This is a genomic window from Pseudosporangium ferrugineum, from assembly GCF_003002065.1.
Classification (GTDB): domain Bacteria; phylum Actinomycetota; class Actinomycetes; order Mycobacteriales; family Micromonosporaceae; genus Actinoplanes; species Actinoplanes ferrugineus_A.
The window spans coordinates 395344-414081 of sequence record NZ_PVZG01000005.1; the positions used below are offsets into that span (position 1 = coordinate 395344).

An 18738-nucleotide genomic window follows, 5' to 3' on the forward strand; every position below is an offset into this window, starting at 1 on the left:
TCGGCGGGGTCCGGGTGCGCGGGGCGGTTCGGCGGATCTTGGGCTGCGTCGGCGGCGGCTCGGCGGATCCCGGGGTGCGGGGCGGCGGGTTTCGGGCCGGTCGGCGGAACCGCGGTTTCGGGTTTGCGGTGGCACTTGGCTACTCTGCTGGGGTGCCCTCGCTGTTTCGCCGTAAGTCCGCCGATCTGGTCGCCGACGCCACCGAGCAGGTGACGACCGAGCCGGACCCCGCCACGTCCCGGCCCAAGGGCTACACGCCCTCCAAGAAGGAGCTCGGGCTCCAGACGCCGAAGCGGCAGACCGCCCAGCGGCGCCACGACGCCGTGCAGGCCCCGGCCAACCGCCGGGAGGCGTACAAGCAGATGCGCGAGCGGCAGCGCTCCGAGCGCGCCGAGGCCTCGGCCGGCATGCGCGCGGGCGACGAGCGTTACCTGCTGGCCCGCGACCGCGGCCCGGAACGCGCCCTGGTCCGCAACATCGTCGACTCCCGCCGCACCGCGGGCACCTGGTTCTTCGTCGGCGCGATCATCGTGTTCATCGGCTCGACCGGCGCGATGCCGGTGGCCGTCCAGCTCGGCGCCAACCTGCTCTGGGCGATCCTGGCGATCACCGTCGTCGTCGACAGCATCCTGATCTCCCGCCGGATCAAGCGGCTGGTCACGGAACGCTTCCCGAAGACGACGCAGCGCATGGGATCGCTCTATCTGTACGGCATCATGCGCGGCCTCACCTTCCGCCGGATGCGCGTGCCCAAGCCGCAGATCGAGCTCGGCACCAAGGTCTGACCAACCGCCGGGCCGAGCCGGGCGCGCGAGGGCCGGGCGAGGGCCGGGCGAGGGCTGAGCGGGCCGGGCGAGGGCTGAGCGGGCCGGGCGAGGGCTGAGCGGGCCGGGCGAGGGCTGAGCGGGCCGGGCGAGGGCTCAGGGTAGGCCGGCGAGGCGGAGCAGGGCCGCTGTCAGGGCCGCGGCGAGCACCACCACGACGAACGGGGCGCGGCGCCAGGCCAGGAGCGCGCCCACCGCCACCCCCGCCGGCCGGGCGAGGCCGGCGAACGCGGCGCCCTCCATCAGCGTGGCGGTCAGGGCCAGCGCCGCGAGCAGCGTCGTCGCGGCCATCGGCAGGAGACGCTGGAGGCGGTCCGACAGCTCCAGGCGGTCGCGGAGCAGGACACCGCTGAGCCGCATCGTGTACGTGCCGACGGCCAGCACCACGATCGACGCGATCAGCACGGCACAACCCCCTCCGACCGCTCCGGATCCGGGTGGGTCTGGCCGTCCGGGGTGGGGCCGGGGCGGTGCGGGCCACCGCGGCGAGGGACGAACAGGACGAACAGCCCGAGCAGGGCCGCCAGCACCGGCAGGCCTGCCGGCAGCACCGGCGTGAGCAGCACCGCGAGGGCCGCACCCGTGAGTGCCACCGCGCGGGTCGTGCCGTCTCGCAGGGACGGGAGGATCAGGGCGATCAGGCCGGCCGGGAAGGCCGCGTCCAGGCCCAGGGCGGCCGGGTCGCCGGTGGCGCCGCCGAGCAGGACGCCCAGGAGCGTGCCGGTGTTCCAGGAGACGAACAGGGTTGTGCCGATCAGCCAGTAGGTGCGACGGCGGCGGGCCGGGTGCTCCTCCCGCAGGGTGAAGGCCACCGTCTCGTCCGTCATCAGGTGGCTGCCGAGGAGGCGGTCGCGCCACCGGGTGCCGATCGTCGGGGCGACCGCCAGGCCGAACGGGAGGTGGCGGGCGTTCAGCAGCAGCCCGGCGACGACCGCCGCGAGGGGGTTGCCCGCCGCGATCAGCCCGACGGCCAGGAACTGGGCGCCGCCGGCGAACACCACCGTGGACATGACGAACGGGACCCAGGTCGGCAGCCCGTACGCGATCGCTATGGCGCCGAACGAGGCACCGACCGCGACCATCGCCGCGGCGATGGCTGCCGCGTCCCGGAGCAGCGCCCGGTCCGGTGTTCGGCCTGTCGTACGCATGGTTCAAAATAATGAACGACGCGCCGATCGTTCGTCAAACCGAACGCACCGACCGACGGAGTGAACAATGTCGCAGCCGGCTGCCCCGCTCGCCGCCATCGCCGCCGCCCTGCGCCGCGAACGCGAACGGGTGGGCATCTCCCTCGCCGAGCTCGCGCGCCGGGCCGGCCTGGCCAAGTCCACGCTCTCCCAGCTCGAGAACGGCACCGGCAATCCGAGCATCGAGACGCTCTGGTCGCTCGGCGTGGCGCTCGGGGTGCCGTTCAGCCGGCTCGTCGAACCCCCGGCTCCCGCCGTACGCGTCATCCGGGCCGGCGCCGGGCCCAGGCTGCGGGCCGACCATGCCGATTTCGCCGCCGCCCTGCTGGCGGCCGGTTCCGCGCACGCGCGGCGCGACCTGTACGTGATGGAACTCGAGCCCGGCCAGCCCCGCGACGCCGAGGCGCACATCCCGGGCAGCGTGGAGCACCTCGTCGTGGCCGCCGGACGGCTCGTCGCCGGGCCGGACGGCGACCACGTCGAGCTCGGCCCCGGCGACTACCTGGCGTTCCCCGGCGACGTGCCGCACCACTACGAGGCGTTGGAGCCGGGCACCTGGGCCGTGCTGGTGATGGAGCACTCATAGGGCTACGAACGGTAGAGCCGGGCCACCACGTCCTCGATGTCCGGCTCGACCAGCGCCAGGTCCCGTACGGCGGCCAGCGACGTCAGCTCGGCGACCACCGCGCCGGCCACCGACGAGAGCAGGTCGAACGACGCGCGGTGCCCGCCGGCGTCCAGCGCGACGAGTTCCGCCCCGGGCACGGCGAAGTCCGGTGCGAGCGGCGCGTCGAGGTCCACGACGAGACGGCGGCGGGAACCGTACCGGGCGTGCAGGGCCTCGATCGTGCCGTCGTGCACCACCCGGCCGTGGTCGATCACCACCAGCCGCCGGCACAGCCGCTCGATGTCGGCGAGGTCGTGCGTGGTCAGCACCATGGTCACGTCGCCGGAACCGCCCAGCTCCGCGAGGAACGAGCGCACCGCCTGCTTGCTCACCACGTCCAGGCCGATCGTCGGCTCGTCCAGGAACAGCACCGACGGCCCGTGCAGCAGCGCGGCGGTCAGCTCGCCGCGCATCCGCTGGCCGAGCGACAACTGCCGGACCGGCGTGTCCAGGAACTCGTCCAGTTCCAGCAGCGCCCGGCACCGCCGCAGCCGCGCGGCGTGCGCCCCGGCCGGAACCCGGTAGACGTGCCGCAGCAGCGCGAACGAGTCCCGCAGCGGCAGATCCCACCACAGCTGCGAGCGCTGCCCGAACACCACGCCGATCGTCAGCGCGAGCCGGGTGCGCTGCGGCACCGGACTCAGCCCGCACACCGACACCTCGCCCGCCGACGGGGTCAGCACGCCGGTCAGCATCTTCAGCGTGGTCGACTTGCCGGCGCCGTTCGGCCCGATGTAACCGACCATCTCGCCGCGCTCGATGCCGAGGTCGATGCCGTCGACGGCCGTCACCGTGCGTTTCTCGCGGCGCAACCGCCCTCTGCCGACACGTACGGTGAAATCCTTGCGCAGCCCGCGCATCGCTATCACGCTCATGAACCCGTACTCCGGTAGTGCCTGATCCCGGTCCGCCACACGACGGCGGCAATACCGGCCGCGACCAGGGCGACCAAGGGTGAGAGAAAGCCCGCCCAGGCGGGCAGGCCGAGCGGGTCGGCGCGGCCCAGGAGCGCCAGCGCCGGCTGATAGGCCACGAAACCGAAGCCCATCGCGTACGCGAAAAGCCCGCGGAACCACCCTGAGTAGACGGGGGTCGGATACGCGGTGAAGTCGCGACCGCCGTACGTGAACGCGTGGCCGATCTCGCCGGACTCCACCCACCAGAAGGCGAGGCTGGCGCTGATCACGAAGATGGCACCGAAGAACACCGCGCCGGCGAGCGGGGCGGACACCACGAGCAGCGCCCGGCCCGGCGTCCACTCGACGTGGTTCAGCCGCAGCGCCACGACCAGCACGGAGACGGCCACGACGGCGCGCAGCGCCTTGCGCACCGGCAGGTCCATGAGCACCAGCTGGGGCAGCGCCGCCAGCGGACGGACCAGCACGGCGTCCATCGTGCCGGTGCGCACGTACGTCTTGAGCCGGTCGATGTTGCCCACGGTCAGGTCGGCGAGCGCGAACCCGCACGACGACAGGCTCACCACCAGCAGACCCTGGGCGAGGGTGAACCCGGCCACCGACCGGGTCGCCCGGAACAGCACGAGCACGGCGAGGACGTCCAGCACCGTACCGAAGAGGTTCGTGACCAGGTCGGCCACGAACGACGCCCGGTACGAGGCCACCGAACGGAACTGCCCGGAGAACAGCGCCGCGTACGCCCGCAGCTCACCCACCCTGCGCCACCAGCCGGCGCTCGGCCCGGCGCTGCACGAACACCGCGGCCGTGATCAGCGCCGTCGCCCACACCGCCTGCAACGCCACCAGGCCCAGCTGCACCGGCGCCGGATCGCGCTCCACGAGCACGTCGAGCGGCGTCTGCAGCAGCCCCGGGAACGGCGTGGCGACCCAGAGCAGCACCGCCAGCCAGTCCGGCAGGAACCGCAGCGGGAAGTACAGGCCGGCCAGGACCCCCGCCGACAACGTCCAGAGCGCGATCGGGCCGCGCGCGTCGTGCAGCCAGTACGCCGTGGCGTTCACCAGGAACCGCAGGCCCAGGCTCGCGACCACGGCCAGCACGATCGACAGCGCAAAGAGCGGGACGGTGAACCAGCGGCTGGGGGCGTACAGATCGAAGAAAAGCGCGCCGACCGCGAGCGGCGGCAGAAACCGGAAAATCATCGCATGCCCGGCTCGCCCCAGGTCAGGGGCGAGATAACCGACGATCGGGGGTACGGGCCGGAGCAGGTCGGCGGCCACGTCGCCGGACCGGATCCGATCCGCCAGCTCGGTCCAGCCCCACAGCGACACTACGGTGAGCAACCCCTGCCCCACCCAGACGAACGACGCGAGCTGTTCGGCGCCGTAACCGCCCGGCCGTCCCCCCGCCGCGCCCGCCGCCACCGCGAGCAGCACGTAACACCTGAGGAACCCGAAGACGGTGTTCGTGAACGATCCGGCTATGGTCGCCTGCCGGTAGGTCGCGTACCTCCGGAAACCCGACCATGAAAGCGCACCGAACGTGCTGACCCAGTCCCGGAACGGACGGCGGGGAGAGATCACAGGCACCCTGGCGTCGAGCCCGTCCACGCCGTTAATCTCCTCTCACAACCCCCGCAGCGGAGCCGGGCGACTGTACCCGGTGCGCCGCCCAGCCACCGAGCAATTTCCGACAAGGTGGAAACCCGTCGTGACGCAGCGTAGCCAGGCATCCGGCACCCTCGTGGTCGCCCGATGAACGGCTGGAGCTCGCACGTGGGCGCGGGCGGCTGGGACGACGAACCCGCCTGGGTGTACGAGATCACCTGGGAGTGGGAACCCACCCCCGGCCAGCGCTACCCGGGCGACCCGGGCCGGCGCCGGGCGGTGCACCACCCGGTCTGGGACGCGTCGGCGGCGGCCTCCGCGGCAGCCGCCTGGGACGCGGACTTCAAGGCGATCGCCCAGGCGTCGGGCCCGCCGGCCGGCCCGGTGTCATCACCGCCCGTATCCGCCCCACCGGCCCGCCCGATCTCCCCGGCAGCGGGCCGGGCCACGGTCGGCCGCCCGCCGCAGCCACCGCCGGCCTGGCACGGGCCGGCGCAGTCTTCGCAGCCCCCTCATCCTTCCCAGTCCTCTCATCCCGCTCAGCCCTCTCATCCCGCTCAGCCTCCGCGGCCCGAGCCGTCGTGGAACCGGCCTGACCCGTCGGGCCGGTCGCGGCCGTCGTGGAACCCGCCGCAGCAGCCCTCTCCCCCCTCCTGGAATCAGCCGGAGCAGCCCTCGCGCGCGGAACCGTCCTGGAACCGGGCCGTACCCCTGCCCGAGCGGCTGCCCGAGCCGGAGCGGCGCGCCCCCGGGCAGCGCCCGGAGGTCCCCGGCCCGGAGCCGATGCCCGCCGCCCGGCCCGACGAGCCCTTCTACGGCCCGTACTCCCAGCGCGGCCCCGGACAGGAGCGGGCACCCCGCCCGACGCCCCCGGACCCGAGCTGGGCCGCGCCGGTCGATCCCCGCCCGGTCACCCCGCTCGGTCCCCGGCCCACGGGTCCGCAGCCGCAGTCGGGCCCGCCGTACCCGGGCGACTCCCGCTGGGCCGCACCGGCCGATCACCGCTACAGCGACCGGCCCGGTACGAGCGCCGAACCACGCTCGGGAGCGCCACGGCCCTACCCGCCGGCGCCGGCGCAGCCGTACCGCCCGGAACCGCAGCGGCCCGAGTCCCTGCACCAGGCCCCGCGGCCCGATCTGCCGCAGCGGCCCGAGTCGCTCCACCATGCCCAGCGACCCGACCTCGCCCAGCGACCCGATCCGGTCCACCGGTCCGAGACGCTGCACCAGACGCAGCGGCCCGAACCGACGCGCCCTGCCCCGCAGCCGGAGGCGCCGCGGCCCGTGCAGCGGCCGGAGTCGCTGCACCAGGCCCCGCGGCCCGAGCCGACGCGCCCCGCGCAGCGGCCGGAGTCCCTCCACCAGGCACCGCGGCCGGAGCCGGTGCAGCCGCCGCGCTCGAACCCGCCCGCCACCCCGTTCGCGCCCCAGCCGGAATTCCGGCACGGCGCCCCGACACCCACCCAGCCGGAGACCCGCCGCCCGCTGGACGACCGCCCGGCAGCGTTCTCGGACGACCGCCCGCCACGCCGGGGCGCCCACAGCGCGGAACCCCCGACCGACCCCCGCTTCCCGGTCCCACTCCGCCCGGCGGCGGAGCCGCAGCCCACCCGCCCGCAGCCCACCCAGCCGCCGGCCCAGCCTCAGCCCGGCCATCCCCAGCCCGCGCGGCCTCAGCCCACCCAGCCGCCGGCCCAGCCTCAGCCCACCCAATCCCAGCCCGCCCGACCTCAGCCCACCCAGCCGTCGGGTAGTCCGCAGCCGCCGGCGCCGGTCGTGGTCGCGCAGCAGCCGCCGCCTCCGGTGGTCCGCCCGACCTCGGCCCAGCCCGCACCGCCGGTCGTGCGCCCCGCGCCGACCGAGCCGGCCCCGCCGGCCGCCCGCCCGACGCCGGCCCAACCGGCCCACTTCCGCCCGGCGCCGCCGTCACACCCCTACGAGCCCCAGCCCCGGCACGCCCCCACCCCGGACGACCGCCGGCCGACCCCTTCGCCCACGCCAGCGGTGGCACCAGCCCCTTCCACGGCGCCCACACCCGCCCCTGTGGACGCTCCGGCCCCGACCCCTACGCCGGCACCGCCGGCCACCACGCCGGCCCCGCAGCCCACGCCGACGCCTGCACCGACGCCGGCTCCCGCTCCGACACCAGCACCAGCACCGGCACCGGCACCGGCACCCACTCCAGCGCCAACGCCCACTCCCACGCCGATGCCGACTCCCCCGGCGACGCCCACGCCCGCTGCCACCTCCACGTCTGCGCCCACGCCGGCCGCCACGCCCGCTCCTACCCCCACGTCTGCGCCCACGCCGGCCCCAACGCCCGCTCCCACGCCGGGCCCAACGCCCACTCCTACCCCCACGTCTCCGCCCACGCCGGCCCCAACGCCCGCTGCCACGCCGGCGCCCGCGCCTACTCCCGCGCCTGCGTCACCGCCCGCTTCCACGCCGGCCGCCGCTCCCACACCGGCGCCCGCTCCTACGTCGGCGTTGTCGGCCGCACCGGCTCCTGCTGTCACACCGGTCGCGTCTGTCGCGGCGGCGCCGCCTGCTGCTCAGCCGGAGGCGGCCGGCCTGCCCACCAAGCCGGCGGAAGCGGCCAGCGCGCCGACAGCGCCTCAGGCTGCGGCTGCTCCGGTTCCGGTGATTCCGGAGGCGCCCGTTTCAGCGGTGCCCGTGTCGGCCGACCCCGTGGTCGCAGCACCGGCGCCCGAGGCGTCCGAGGCCGCGGCGGCCCTGACACCCGAGGAGCCGGCAGCCGCAGCAACGCTGCCCGAGAAACCCGTAGCCGCACCAACGGTGCTCGAAGAGCCGGTAACCGCGGCAACGTTGTCCGAGGATCCGGTGGTTGAAGAGCCGGTATCTGACGGGGTCCCGGCGGAAAGCGCGACGGAGGAACCGCCCGCTGCGGAGAGCGCGCCGGCTGATGGCGCGCCCGAGGTCAGGGCTGAGCCCGAGGCTCGGGACGAGCCCGAGGCCGACACCGAACCGGAGGCCGGCACAAAGGCGCGAACCGAAGTCGACGCCCCGGTCGAAGCCGAGGCCGCAGTCGAGACCGAGGCCGGCGCTGAGGTCGAGGCCGCAGCCGGGACCGAAGCTGAAGCTGAGGCCGAAGTCAGCGCCGAGCGCGAGGCGGGATCGGAGAGCAACGCCGACGCGGTGGGCTCCGAGGTTGCGAGGTCCGGCGAGGTGGCCGGTGTCGAGCGGCCGGTGGACGAGGTCGAGTCTGTCGATGAGACCGGCAGTGGCGACACGGAGGAGCCGGCCGGCGAGGTCGTCCCGGCGGAAACCGTCCAGGCCGAAACCGCCCAGGCAGAGACCGTCCCGGCCGGGGACATCCCGGCGGAGGACGGCACGGCCGAGGACGGCGCGGCGGAAATTGGTGGGGGGACGGGCGATGCTGGGGAGGACGGGCGAGGGCTCGGGTGGCTGCTGTCGCTGAGTGGGCTGGGGGCGGTTACTCCGGAGCCTGAGGGGGTGCCCGTTTCGCCCGCTCCTGAGGCGCCGGTCAGCGCGCCGCCCGTGGTGGAGGAGGTTCCGGTCAGCGGGGGTGCTCCCGTACGGACGGATTGGTTTTCGCCGTCGGCCGAGACCGCGATCGTCACGCCTCGGGAGACCGAGCCGGGACACGAGGCCGCGAACAAGGGCGAGAACGAGGCCGAGGCCGAGGCTGAGAACAAGGCTGAGGCTGAGAACAAGGCCGGGACGGAGCGGGAGGCCGAGGGCAGGGCTGTTCTCGCGCCGAGTCAGCAGCTGCCCGCCCTCTCCGTTCCCCCTCCGCCGGAGCCGGAGCTCGAGCCGCAGCCTCGGCTCGTCGATCCGGAGCAGGTGCTGGCGGCGTACCCGTGGGTGGTTGATCCGGTCACCCTGCGGGAGACCGCCGGGGAGCCGGAGCGGCTGCGGGCCGTGCGGGATCGGTTGACCGACAAGGTGGAGTATGCCGAGCGGGATGCCGTGCGGGCGCGGTTGCTGAGCCTGCGGGCCGTGGTCAGCCGGGTGCTGGGCGACTACGGGTGGGCGCTCGCCGACGGGCGGGAGGCGTTGCGGCACGCCGAGGCTACCGGGGAGCTCAGGCGGATCGCGATCGTGCAGGCCCGGCTGGCTCATGTGCAGCAGTGGCGGGGGGATTTCGCCGAGGCCGACCGGCTGTACGAGGAGGCGAACTCCGTCGAGCTGCCCGGGCGGTTGCGGGCCGAGATGCACGTGCATGCCGGGAAGTCCTGTTACGACCAGGGGCGGTATCTCGAGGCGTGCAACCACTTCGAGCAGGCGCTGGAGTTGCGGCGGGTCGAGGATCCGGAGCTGGTGGCGCGGACCGAGGCCGCGCTCGACGCCGTCATGGCGCGGGTGCAGGAGACCGGGTGGGGACCCTATCCGCGGTCGCGGGAGGAGATTCTGCAGCAGAGCCGTCCGCCGCAGCCAGCCACCGACTACCGGACCGGGCTTTTCGGGTACGCCGACAGCAACGGCGACGTCGTCATCCCCGAGACCTACGCCGCCGCCCAGCCGTTCCACGAGGGCGCCGCCTGGGTACGCCGGCCCGGCACCGCCTCCTGGGAGCTCATCGACGAGCGGGGGGCGCTGCTGCTGGACGCCTCGTCCGGGTACAAGCAGGTGCTGCCGTTCTCGGACGGGCTGGCCTGGGTGTCGCGGGAGCCGGTCGGCGGGTGGTTCGCCGTCGACTGGCACAACCGGGTCATCGTGCCGGGCGGGTTCGAGGAGGTGCGGCCGTTCCGGCAGGGCCTGGCGGCGGTGCAGCGCGGCGGCTGGGGCGCCGTGGACCGGCACGGGCGGATCGTGGTGCCGCTGAAGTTCCGCGGGTTCGCCACGGCGCTGACCGCGGGCGGGCCGGTGGACGGGTTCACCGACGAGGGGCTGGCGGTGGTGGACGCGGGCGACCGGTTCGGCGTCGTCGACCGTACGGGGCAGCTGCTCATCCCGCCGGTGCACGCCGAGCTGTTCATCCACCCGGTCGCGTACGTGATCCGGGACCGGGAGGGGCTGTGGGGCGCGCTCGACCGGCAGGGTGACCCGATCGTCGACGTGGCGTACCCGAAACCCGCCGACGTGGTGCGGGAGATCGACCGCCTGCTCGCCGATACCCGGCCGGTTCTGTAAGGGGCGGGTAGGGTCCGAGGTCATGGAGTTCCGTCACCTCGGCCGTTCCGGCCTCATGATCAGCGAGATCGCGTACGGCAACTGGATCACCCACGGTTCCCAGGTCGAGGAGGACGCCGCCGCCGCGTGCGTGCGGGCCGCCCTCGACGTGGGCATCACCACCTTCGACACCGCGGACGCGTACGCCGGCACCCGCGCCGAGGAAGTCCTCGGCCGCGCGCTCAAGGGCGAGCGCCGCGAAGGGCTGGAGATCTTCACGAAGGTCTTCTGGCCGACCGGGCCGGGCCCGAACGACCGCGCCCTGTCCCGTAAGCACGTCATGGAGTCGATCAACGGTTCGCTGCGCCGGCTGCAGCTGGACTACGTCGACCTGTACCAGGCGCACCGCTACGACTACTCGACGCCGCTCGAGGAGACGATGCAGGCGTTCGCCGACATCGTGCACTCCGGCAAGGCGCTCTACATCGGCGTCTCCGAGTGGACCGCCTCGGAGATCCGGGCCGGCTGGGAGCTCGCCCAGGACCTGAAGATCCAGCTCGTCTCGAACCAGCCGCAGTACTCGATGCTGTGGCGGGTCATCGAGGCGGAGGTGGTGCCGGTGTGCGAGGAACTGGGCCTGGGCCAGGTCGTCTTCTCCCCGGTCGCGCAGGGCGTGCTGACCGGCAAGTACGAGCCGGGCAAGCAGCCGCCGGCGGGCTCGCGGGCCACCGACGAGAAGTCGGGCGCGCAGTTCATCCAGCGCCTCATGACCGACGAGGTGCTGGGCACGGTGCAGCGGCTCAAGCCCCTCGCCGAGCAGGCCGGGCTGACCCTGGCGCAGCTGGCGGTCGCCTGGGTGCTGCAGAACCCGAACGTCTCCGCGGCGATCGTGGGGGCGTCGCGGCCCGAGCAGGTCCGGGACAACGCCAAGGCTTCGGGCGTACGGCTGGAAGCGGACCTGATGAAGGCGATCGACGACGTCATCGGTGGCATCGCCGAGCGCGACCCGGCGAAGACGGCCAGCCCCGCGAACCGTCCCTGAACCGGTCCCCGGCGCGCGGGCACCGCGCGCCGGGGCAGGCGGGCACCGCACGCCGCGGCAGGCGGGCACCGCACGCCGCGGCAGGCGGGCACCGCACGCCGCGGCAGGCGGGCACCGCACGCCGCGGCAGGTCAGACGTCGGACCAGAAGCGCATGTAGAACAGGCCGCCCTGGCCGATGTCCGGCACGCCGAGCAGGCCCGCGAGGAACCGCACCAGGTCGAAGAAGAGCACGTTGATCTCCGACTGCCAGAGCAGGACGAAGAGCAGGATGAAGCCGTACGGCGCGAAGAGGTTGTAGGCGCGCTGGTAGGGCGGGCTGAGCCACGGGTGCAGGATGTTGCCGCCGTCGAGGCCGGGCACCGGCAGCAGGTTCAGCACGCTCGCGGTCACCTGGAGGAAAGCCAGCGCGCCCAGGGCCACCCAGAACGCGCCGTGCTCGCCGGCGACCGCGATCTGGCCGGAGCCGTCCCGGTAGAAGCCCACGTCGTCGCCCGCGCCGAAGGCGAACGGCGCCGCGAGCACCAGGGCGAAGAGCACGTTGGTGGCCGGTCCGGCCAGGCTGATCAGGGACTGCCTGAGCTTGCTGCGGACGTACGCGTGATCCACCCAGACCGCGCCGCCGGGCAGGCCGATGCCGCCGAGCACGACCGCGACCAGCGGCAGGACGATCGACAGCACGGGGTGGGTGTACTTCAGCGGGTTGAGCGTCAGGTAGCCGCGCTCGGCGACGCCGCGGTCCCCGGAGAAGTACGCCACCAGGGCGTGCGCGTACTCGTGCAGGCACAGCGACAGCACCCAGCCCGCGATGACGAGCAGGAACACGTCGACGCGGACGTTGCCGTAGCCGGTCCACGTCATCCATCCGCTGACCGCGACGAGCGCGAGGATGCCGACGAAGACCGGGCTCGGCAGGAAGGCGCTGCGCGGCGTGCCGCGGCTGACCTGGAAGCTGCTCACTCGGCCGGCAGCAGACTCATCTTGTAGTCGACCCGGTCGTCCTCGACCAGGGTGACCTGGGTGACCCCGGCGGCGGCCAGCTCACGCCACGCCTGGCCGATCCACGACTCGGCGTCTGCCTGGCTGCTGAACGTCTCGGCGGGCCCTGCCACAGGCTGCCCGTCGACGCCCTCGTACCGCCAACTCCACGGCATGCGGTCGCCCTCCTCGGTGTCCGACTGTGCTTGCGTCCCACCCTACGGTGTCGGCCGGCGGCACCCATCGCGGGCGCGCGCGAACGATCGACCGCCGCCGAACCGCCCGGCCCCGCTCCGGGCGCGCGGGCCCGCTCCGGGCGCGCGGGTCCGCTCCGGGCGCGGCCGGTGCGCCGACGCCGGGCAGGTGCCGGGCCGGCGGGCGGGCCGGCGGGCCGGCGGGCGCGCGGGCCCGCTCCGGGCGCGGCCGGTGCGCCGGCACCGGGCAGGTGCCGGGCCGGCGGGCGGGCCGGTGAACGGACAGCCCCCGGGTCGGGCCGCGTGATCGCCGGGCGCGGATCTAAGGTACGGGGCATGTCTGCTGACGGGTGGAGTTCGGTCCTGGTGCTCGGCGGGATCCGGTCCGGGAAGTCCGCGTACGCCGAGGCCCTCGTGGCCGGCGCGCCCTCCGTGCGGTACGTCGCCACCTCCGCGGGTGGCGAGGACGACCCCGAGTGGCGCGGCCGCATCGAGGCGCACCAGCGGCGCCGGCCGCAGTCGTGGACGACCGAGGAGACCGGCGCCGACCCGGGGCGTCTCGCCGCCGTGCTGGCCGAGGCGAAGCCGGACGAGACGCTGCTCGTCGACGACCTGGGCGGCTGGGTGGCCACCCTGCTCGACCCGGCGAACCAGCCGAACGACGACGTGGCGACGGTGGCCGCGCTGGCGGAGGCGGTCCGGGCGTGCGCGGCCCGGGTCGTGCTGGTCAGTCCGGAGGTGGGCCTGTCGCTGGTGCCGGCGACGCCGGTCGGGCGGGCGTTCGCCGACGCGCTCGGCACCGCGAACCAGGCGCTGGCCGACGCGTGCGACCGGGTCGCGTTCGTGGTCGCGGGCCGCCCGGCGTGGCTGAAGACGGCCGCCGCGGAGCCGGGCATCGTCACCGACCTCCAGGCGGTGGAGGCGACCGCTCCCCTGCCGGCCCCCGCGCAGGTCACCATCGCGACGCCGGTCGCCGCCCCGGTGGCACCCGCGGTCGCCGCCCCGGTGGCACCTGCGCAGGTCACCATCGCCACGCCGGTCGCCGCCCCGGTGGCACCCGCGGTCGCCGCTGCCGATCCCGGTGAGGCGGCCCTGCCGGTCGACACGGTCATCGAGCCGGGCATGGACCTGCCGCTCCCGGACAGCGACTCCGGCCCCGACGCCCGGGACCGCCTCGAACGCCTCGACCTGCCGGGGGCCGGCGTCGGCGTCCTGCTCGAGGCCGTCGAGTTCGCCGCGGCCACGCAGAGCACCGCCGCGCCCCGGCCCTGGGGTCCGGTGCGCGTCCTGCTGATCGACGGCAGCCACGCCGGCGGGGCGACGGCCGGCGCCGACCCCGCCGAGTCCGGGCGCCGGGCCGCGCAGGCCGAGGCCGGCACGGGCGCCCTCGCCCAGCTCGCCGCTGCCGCCGACGCCGATATCGCCGTCGTCCGCGTGCCGGCCTCCGGTGCGATGGAGGACGGCCCCGTGCTGGACGAGGCGGGCGTCGAGGCGGGGCTGCGGCAGGGCTGGGAGCTCGCCTTCGCGGCGGCCGACGCGGGCCGGGAGGCACTGGTGATCGGCGCGTGCGGCGCCGGTACGCAGGCAGCAGCCACCGCCGTCGTCGCCGCCACCACCGGCGCCGAACCGGTCGCGATCCTGCCCCGCGTCCTGGTGCCCGGCGGCCGGTACGACGACGAGGCGTGGATGCGGCGCTGCGCGGCCGTCCGCGATGCCCTGCACCGGATCCGGCAGGAGCCCCGGGGCGCCAAGGACGTCCTCGCGCAGCTCGGCGGCGCGGACCTCGCCGTGGCCACCGGGGCGCTGCTCGGCGCGGCCGCGCGGCGGATGCCGGTGCTGGTCGACGGGCCGGTGGGCATCGCGGCCGGCCTGGTGGCCCGCGACCTGAGCTCGCAGAGCCGGCACTGGTGGCTGCTCGCCGACGCGGGCCGCGACCAGCTGGTGCGGCAGGGCGCGGACGTGCTGGGCCTGACCCCGGTGCTCGACCTCGGCCTGGATCTGGGCGAGGGCGCGAACGCCCTGGCCGCCCTGCCGCTGCTGCGCTCGGCGATCGCCCTGGCGTCCGCGCTGCCGGTGCACCCCGCGCTGCTCACGGCCCCCGGAGACGACGGCCTGAGCGACGCCGCGGACGACGAGGACGACGAGGACGACGCAGCGGAGGCCTCCGACGAGGCCTTCACCGAGCCCGAGCCGCGCGGCCCCGGCCCGGCCAGTGCCTAACCCGGCCCGATCGGCGCGTAACGGCCCGGGAGCGGGCAACGGCCCGGCCGTGGGCAACGGCCCAGGAGTGGGCAACGGCCCAGGAGTGGGCAACGGTACGGCGGTGGGCAACGGCCCGGCGGTGCGTAACGGCCTGGCCCGTGTTTGACGGGCTGCGTCTGGCCCTCACCACGCTGACCGTCCTGCCGCTGCGCCCCGGCCGCGTCGACCGGCGGGCCGCCGCGGTGGCGATGAGCCTCGCGCCGCTGGTCGGCGCGCTGCTCGGGCTGGTGCTCGCCGGCCTGCACGGGCTGCTGCCGGCCGGCCTGCTCGGCGCCGCGGTCATCGTCGCCGCGGGTGTCCTGCTGACCCGGGGGCTGCACCTGGACGGGCTGGCGGACACGGTCGACGCGCTGGGGTCGTACCGGTCCGGGGAGGCGGCCCTGGAGATCATGAAGAAGCCCGACATCGGGCCGTTCGGGGTCGCCGCGATCACGCTGACCCTGCTGCTCCAGGCCGCCGCCGTGGCCGAGGTGGGGCCGTGGGCGATCGTCGCCGCGTGGGCGGCCGGCCGCCTGGGGATCACGCTCGCCTGCCGCCGCGGGGTGCCGGCCGCGCGCCCGGGTGGGCTCGGCGCGCTGGTCGCGTCGACCGTGCCCGTCCCGGTGGCGGCGGGGCTCGCGGTCGCCGTCGCGGCGGGCGCGGTGTGGGCCGTGCCGGGCCGGCCCTGGGCGGGGCCGGCCGTGGTCGCCGGGGTCGTGCTGGTCGTGCTCGTGCTGCTGCGGCACGCGGTGCGGCGCTTCGGCGGCATCACCGGCGACGTGCTGGGCGCGGCGACGGAACTCGCCACCACCCTCGCGCTGGTCGCTCTCGCGCTGACCTGACCCGGCCGCCCTCAGCGCACCGACGTCTGCACGAACGGCGGCTTCACGACGCGTGCCTCGGCGCGCCGGCCCCGGATGCCCACCTCGACCACGTCGCCCTCGGCCAGGCCCGCGGACGTGTCGAGCAGCGCCAGCGCGATCCCCACCTTCTTCGTGGGCGAGAACGTGCCGCTGGTCGTCTCGCCGACGAGCGTGCTGCCGGCGTACACGTGCATGTGACCCCGCGGGATGCCGCGGCCCGTCAGCTCGAGGCCGCGCAGCGACCGCCGGGGGCCCTGCTCCTTCTCGGCGAGCAGGGCGTCGCGGCCCCAGAACGCCGGCTTGGACCAGCCGACCGCCCAGCCCGAGCGGGCCTGCACGGGGGTGATCTCCAGCGAGAGCTCCTGGCCGTGCAGCGGGTAGCCCATCTCGGTGCGCAGCGTGTCCCGCGCGCCCAGGCCGCACGGGCGCACCCCGGCCCCGGCGAGCGCGTCCCACACCCGGGTCGCGTCGTCCCACGGCACGACCAGCTCGTAGCCGTGCTCGCCGGTGTACCCGGTGCGGCACACGATGAGTTCCACCCCGTCGAGGCGGGCGGTGGAGAACGACATGTAGCCGTGCTCGACCGGCAGACCCAGCGCCGCCACGGTCTCCGCCGACCCGGGGCCCTGCACGGCGAGGACGGCGTACGCCCGGTGCTCGTCGGTGACCGTGATCCCGGCCGGCGCCGCCGCGGCGAGCCGGCGCACGACCTCGGCGGTGTTCGCGGCGTTCGGGATGAGGAACACCTCGTCCGGCCCGATCAGGTACGCGATCAGGTCGTCGACCACCCCGCCCGTGGCCTCGTCGCAGCAGAGCGTGTACTGCGCCCTGCCCGGCTCGATGCGGCCCAGATCGTTGCTGAGGCAGGCGTTGACGAAGTCGGCCGCACCCGGCCCGGCCACCCGCGCCTTGCCCAGGTGGGAGACGTCGAACACACCCACGGCCTCGCGGACCGCGGCATGCTCGCGCAGAACGCCGCCGCCAGCGTACTCCAGCGGCATCTCCCAGCCGCCGAACGCGGCGAACTTGGCGCCCAGGGCGAGGTGACGCTCGTGCAGGGGCGAACGGAGCAGGGGCGTGGCGTCGGTGGACATGAGTGGCAACTTACCCGTGACCTTGCATGTGGTTAGCATCGGCGGGACACCACCCGCCGTCCGGCGCGACCCGCGCCGCACGGACCACGCTGTCGGAGCGGCCCACGAGCGAGCTCCGGCCCCAGTCGCCGCGGAGAGCCTGAGTGACCCACCCCGCCCCCTCATTGAGCCTGGTCGACAGCGACCCCGCCGAACTGGCCGTCGATGCCCTCGTCATCGGCCTGCACAGCCAGCCCGACGAGGACGGTGCGCTGCTGCCGGCCGCCGGCGCGGAGAGCATCGCCGCCGCCTTCGACGGCCGGCTGACCGCGACCCTGGCGCTGCTCGGCGCGACCGGCGCCCCCGGCGAGGTCACCAAGCTGGCCACCCTCGGCACGGTGGCGGCGCCGCTGATCGTCGCCGTCGGCCTCGGCGACGAGCCGCCGGGTTCCGCACCCGCCCCCGAGACGCTGCGCCGCGGCACGGGTGCCGCCGTGCGGGCGCTCGCCGGCAGCGAGTCGGTCGCCCTGGCCCTGCCGGTGCCCGACGACGCCGACGCCCCCGCCGTGCTGCGCGGCATCCTCGAGGGCGCGCTGCTGGGGTCGTACCGGTTCGCCGGCTACAAGACGAAGCCGCAGCCGGGCCGCCGGGAGCCGGTCAAGGCCCTCCAGGTGGTCGTGCCGGACGCCGCCGACGCCGCCGCCGGCAGCGAGGTGGCCCGCGGCGAGGCGGTCGCCCGCGCGGTCCGGCTGACCCGGGACTGGGTCAACACTCCCCCGAACCAGCTGCGCCCGCCGGCGTTCGCCGACGCCGTGGTGGCCGCCGCCGAGGGCACCGGCCTGGAGGTCGAGGTGCTCGACTTCGAGCAGCTCAAGGCCGGTGGCTACGGCGGCATCGTGGCGGTCGGCCAGGGCTCCGAGGCCCCGCCGCGGCTGGTGAAGCTCACCTACACCCCCGAGGGCGTCGCCGACCCGAAGCGCGTCGCGCTGGTCGGCAAGGGCATCACCTTCGACACCGGCGGCATCAGCATCAAGCCGGCCGCCGGCATGTGGGAGATGAAGTCGGACATGGCCGGCGCGGCCGCCGTGGGCGCGACCATGCTGGCGGTGGCCGCCCTGAAGCCGCCGGTCGCGGTCACCGGCTACCTGGCCATGGCGGAGAACATGCCGTCGGGTTCGGCGTACCGGCCGGGCGACGTCATCACGATGTTCAACGGCAAGCGCGTCGAGGTGCTCAACACCGACGCCGAGGGCCGCATGGTGCTCGCCGACGCGATCGCCCGGGCCTGCGCCGACGGCACCGACTACGTCTTCGAGACGTCCACGCTCACCGGCGGCCAGGTCGTCGCGCTCGGCAAGCGCATCGCCGGCGTCATGGGCAGCCCGGACACCTGCGAGCGGGTCCGCGCGGCCGGCGAGGCGGCGGGCGAACCGGCCTGGCCGATGCCCCTGCCCGACGACGTCCGCAAGGGCATGGAGTCGGAGATCGCCGACATCACCCAGGTCAACGCGAGCATGGACCGCGCCGGCCACATGCTCCAGGGCGGCGTCTTCCTGCGCGAGTTCGTCGCCGAGGGCGTCGAATGGGCCCACATCGACATCGCCGGCCCGTCGTACCACACCGGCGAGCCGACCGGCTACTGGACGAAGGGCGGCACGGGCGTCCCGGTCCGTACCTTCCTCACCCTGATCGACGACGTCGCGGCCAACGGCTGACCCCTTTTCCGGTACGGGCACGGCAGGCCCGCGTGGCGCACGCCCCGCACCTGCCGTCCCGGCCCGACCACGCCACTTCCGGCCGGGTCGCGGGCCCCTCTCCAACCCGAACCCCGCGCCACCCCATCACGCACGGTCGCTCGCGCCACTCCACCACCCACGGCCACTCACCACCTAAGGCCGCTTCACCACCCAAGGCCGCGTCACCACCCACGGCCGCGTCATCTGCCGCGCCACTCCCACCACCCGCGCCGCTCACCCCAGTCCGCCAGGCCGGGTCGCGGGTCGGCTGCCCGGCCGCCGCGCCACAACACTCGGCCTTGCCGATTCCTCGCGCGC

16 protein-coding genes are annotated in these 18738 nt (G+C 75.1%); 7 read left to right on the forward strand and 9 right to left on the reverse strand.

Annotated elements, in window-relative coordinates:
- Positions 1–152: 152 nt before the first annotated feature.
- Positions 153–785, forward strand: a complete 633-nt coding sequence (locus tag CLV70_RS13770) for a DUF3043 domain-containing protein (protein ID WP_106126837.1) — start codon at positions 153–155, stop codon at positions 783–785.
- A 135-nt stretch (positions 786–920) separates the two neighbouring features.
- Here the strand turns inward: CLV70_RS13770 and CLV70_RS13775 are convergent, their stop codons facing one another.
- Together CLV70_RS13775 and CLV70_RS13780 are read right to left on the reverse strand one after the other, a co-directional pair.
- Positions 921–1229: an AzlD domain-containing protein gene (locus CLV70_RS13775; RefSeq protein ID WP_106126838.1), complete on the reverse strand. Its 309-nt coding sequence runs from the start codon at positions 1227–1229 to the stop codon at positions 921–923.
- Positions 1223–1972 (reverse strand): AzlC family ABC transporter permease, encoded by a 750-nt coding sequence (locus CLV70_RS13780; protein ID WP_106126839.1) that lies wholly within the window; start codon positions 1970–1972, stop codon positions 1223–1225. The genes CLV70_RS13775 and CLV70_RS13780 overlap by 7 nt, the downstream gene beginning before the upstream one ends.
- Positions 1973–2039: 67 nt before the next feature.
- On the opposite strand from CLV70_RS13780, the gene CLV70_RS13785 reads away from it, so the two are divergent.
- The gene (locus CLV70_RS13785; RefSeq protein ID WP_106126840.1) at positions 2040–2597 is read left to right on the forward strand and encodes a helix-turn-helix domain-containing protein; all 558 of its coding nucleotides are present in this window, start codon (positions 2040–2042) and stop codon (positions 2595–2597) included.
- Between the two features lie 2 nt (positions 2598–2599).
- Here CLV70_RS13785 and CLV70_RS13790 read toward each other — a convergent pair whose 3' ends face one another.
- The 4 genes from CLV70_RS13790 to CLV70_RS41720 form a co-directional block, all read right to left on the reverse strand.
- A complete protein-coding gene (locus tag CLV70_RS13790; protein ID WP_106126841.1) occupies positions 2600–3553 on the reverse strand; it encodes an ABC transporter ATP-binding protein in 954 nt (317 codons plus the stop codon).
- Positions 3550–4350, reverse strand: coding sequence for an ABC transporter permease (locus CLV70_RS13795; protein WP_106126842.1), 801 nt, complete (start codon positions 4348–4350; stop codon positions 3550–3552). The genes CLV70_RS13790 and CLV70_RS13795 overlap by 4 nt, the downstream gene beginning before the upstream one ends.
- Positions 4343–5203 (reverse strand): ABC transporter permease, encoded by an 861-nt coding sequence (locus tag CLV70_RS13800; protein WP_106126843.1) that lies wholly within the window; start codon positions 5201–5203, stop codon positions 4343–4345. Before CLV70_RS13800 ends, CLV70_RS13795 begins: the two co-directional genes overlap by 8 nt.
- Positions 5204–7265: 2062 nt before the next feature.
- On the reverse strand, positions 7266–7391 hold the full coding sequence (locus CLV70_RS41720) for a hypothetical protein (RefSeq protein ID WP_281260450.1): 126 nt from the start codon (positions 7389–7391) through the stop codon (positions 7266–7268).
- 995 nt (positions 7392–8386) lie between these two features.
- Here CLV70_RS41720 and CLV70_RS13810 point away from each other — a divergent pair.
- Positions 8387–10315, forward strand: coding sequence for a WG repeat-containing protein (locus CLV70_RS13810; RefSeq protein WP_245908219.1), 1929 nt, complete (start codon positions 8387–8389; stop codon positions 10313–10315).
- Positions 10316–10337: 22 nt separating this feature from the next.
- On the forward strand, positions 10338–11336 hold the full coding sequence (locus tag CLV70_RS13815; RefSeq protein WP_106126846.1) for an aldo/keto reductase family protein: 999 nt from the start codon (positions 10338–10340) through the stop codon (positions 11334–11336).
- Positions 11337–11467: 131 nt separating this feature from the next.
- Here CLV70_RS13815 and CLV70_RS13820 read toward each other — a convergent pair whose 3' ends face one another.
- Positions 11468–12295, reverse strand: a complete 828-nt coding sequence (locus tag CLV70_RS13820) for a site-2 protease family protein (RefSeq protein WP_106126847.1) — start codon at positions 12293–12295, stop codon at positions 11468–11470.
- Positions 12292–12489, reverse strand: coding sequence for a hypothetical protein (locus CLV70_RS13825; protein WP_106126848.1), 198 nt, complete (start codon positions 12487–12489; stop codon positions 12292–12294). Before CLV70_RS13825 ends, CLV70_RS13820 begins: the two co-directional genes overlap by 4 nt.
- Before the next feature lie 354 nt (positions 12490–12843).
- On the opposite strand from CLV70_RS13825, the gene CLV70_RS13830 reads away from it, so the two are divergent.
- Together CLV70_RS13830 and CLV70_RS13835 are read left to right on the forward strand one after the other, a co-directional pair.
- Positions 12844–14727, forward strand: coding sequence for a bifunctional adenosylcobinamide kinase/adenosylcobinamide-phosphate guanylyltransferase (locus CLV70_RS13830; protein ID WP_106126849.1), 1884 nt, complete (start codon positions 12844–12846; stop codon positions 14725–14727).
- Between the two features lie 140 nt (positions 14728–14867).
- Complete coding sequence (locus tag CLV70_RS13835) at positions 14868–15590, forward strand: adenosylcobinamide-GDP ribazoletransferase (protein WP_106126850.1); 723 nt, start codon at positions 14868–14870, stop codon at positions 15588–15590.
- Positions 15591–15601: 11 nt separating this feature from the next.
- Here the strand turns inward: CLV70_RS13835 and gcvT are convergent, their stop codons facing one another.
- On the reverse strand, positions 15602–16705 hold the full coding sequence (gene gcvT, locus CLV70_RS13840) for a glycine cleavage system aminomethyltransferase GcvT (protein ID WP_245908206.1): 1104 nt from the start codon (positions 16703–16705) through the stop codon (positions 15602–15604).
- A gap of 143 nt (positions 16706–16848) precedes the next feature.
- Between gcvT and CLV70_RS13845 the strand changes: the two genes are divergently transcribed.
- Positions 16849–18399: a leucyl aminopeptidase gene (locus CLV70_RS13845; protein WP_106126852.1), complete on the forward strand. Its 1551-nt coding sequence runs from the start codon at positions 16849–16851 to the stop codon at positions 18397–18399.
- The last annotated feature ends 339 nt before the right edge of the window (positions 18400–18738 follow it).

What these genes read in the sequence shown, in the direction of transcription:
- CLV70_RS13780 (WP_106126839.1), bottom strand. Translation starts at nt 1,972, where the DNA reads ATGCGTACGACAGGCCGAACACCGGACCGGGCGCTGCTCCGGGACGCG.
- CLV70_RS13785 (WP_106126840.1), top strand. Translation starts at nt 2,040, where the DNA reads ATGTCGCAGCCGGCTGCCCCGCTCGCCGCCATCGCCGCCGCCCTGCGC.
- CLV70_RS13790 (WP_106126841.1), bottom strand. Translation starts at nt 3,553, where the DNA reads ATGAGCGTGATAGCGATGCGCGGGCTGCGCAAGGATTTCACCGTACGT.
- CLV70_RS13815 (WP_106126846.1), top strand. Translation starts at nt 10,338, where the DNA reads ATGGAGTTCCGTCACCTCGGCCGTTCCGGCCTCATGATCAGCGAGATC.
- CLV70_RS13825 (WP_106126848.1), bottom strand. Translation starts at nt 12,489, where the DNA reads ATGCCGTGGAGTTGGCGGTACGAGGGCGTCGACGGGCAGCCTGTGGCA.
- CLV70_RS13830 (WP_106126849.1), top strand. Translation starts at nt 12,844, where the DNA reads ATGTCTGCTGACGGGTGGAGTTCGGTCCTGGTGCTCGGCGGGATCCGG.
- gcvT (WP_245908206.1), bottom strand. Translation starts at nt 16,705, where the DNA reads ATGTCCACCGACGCCACGCCCCTGCTCCGTTCGCCCCTGCACGAGCGT.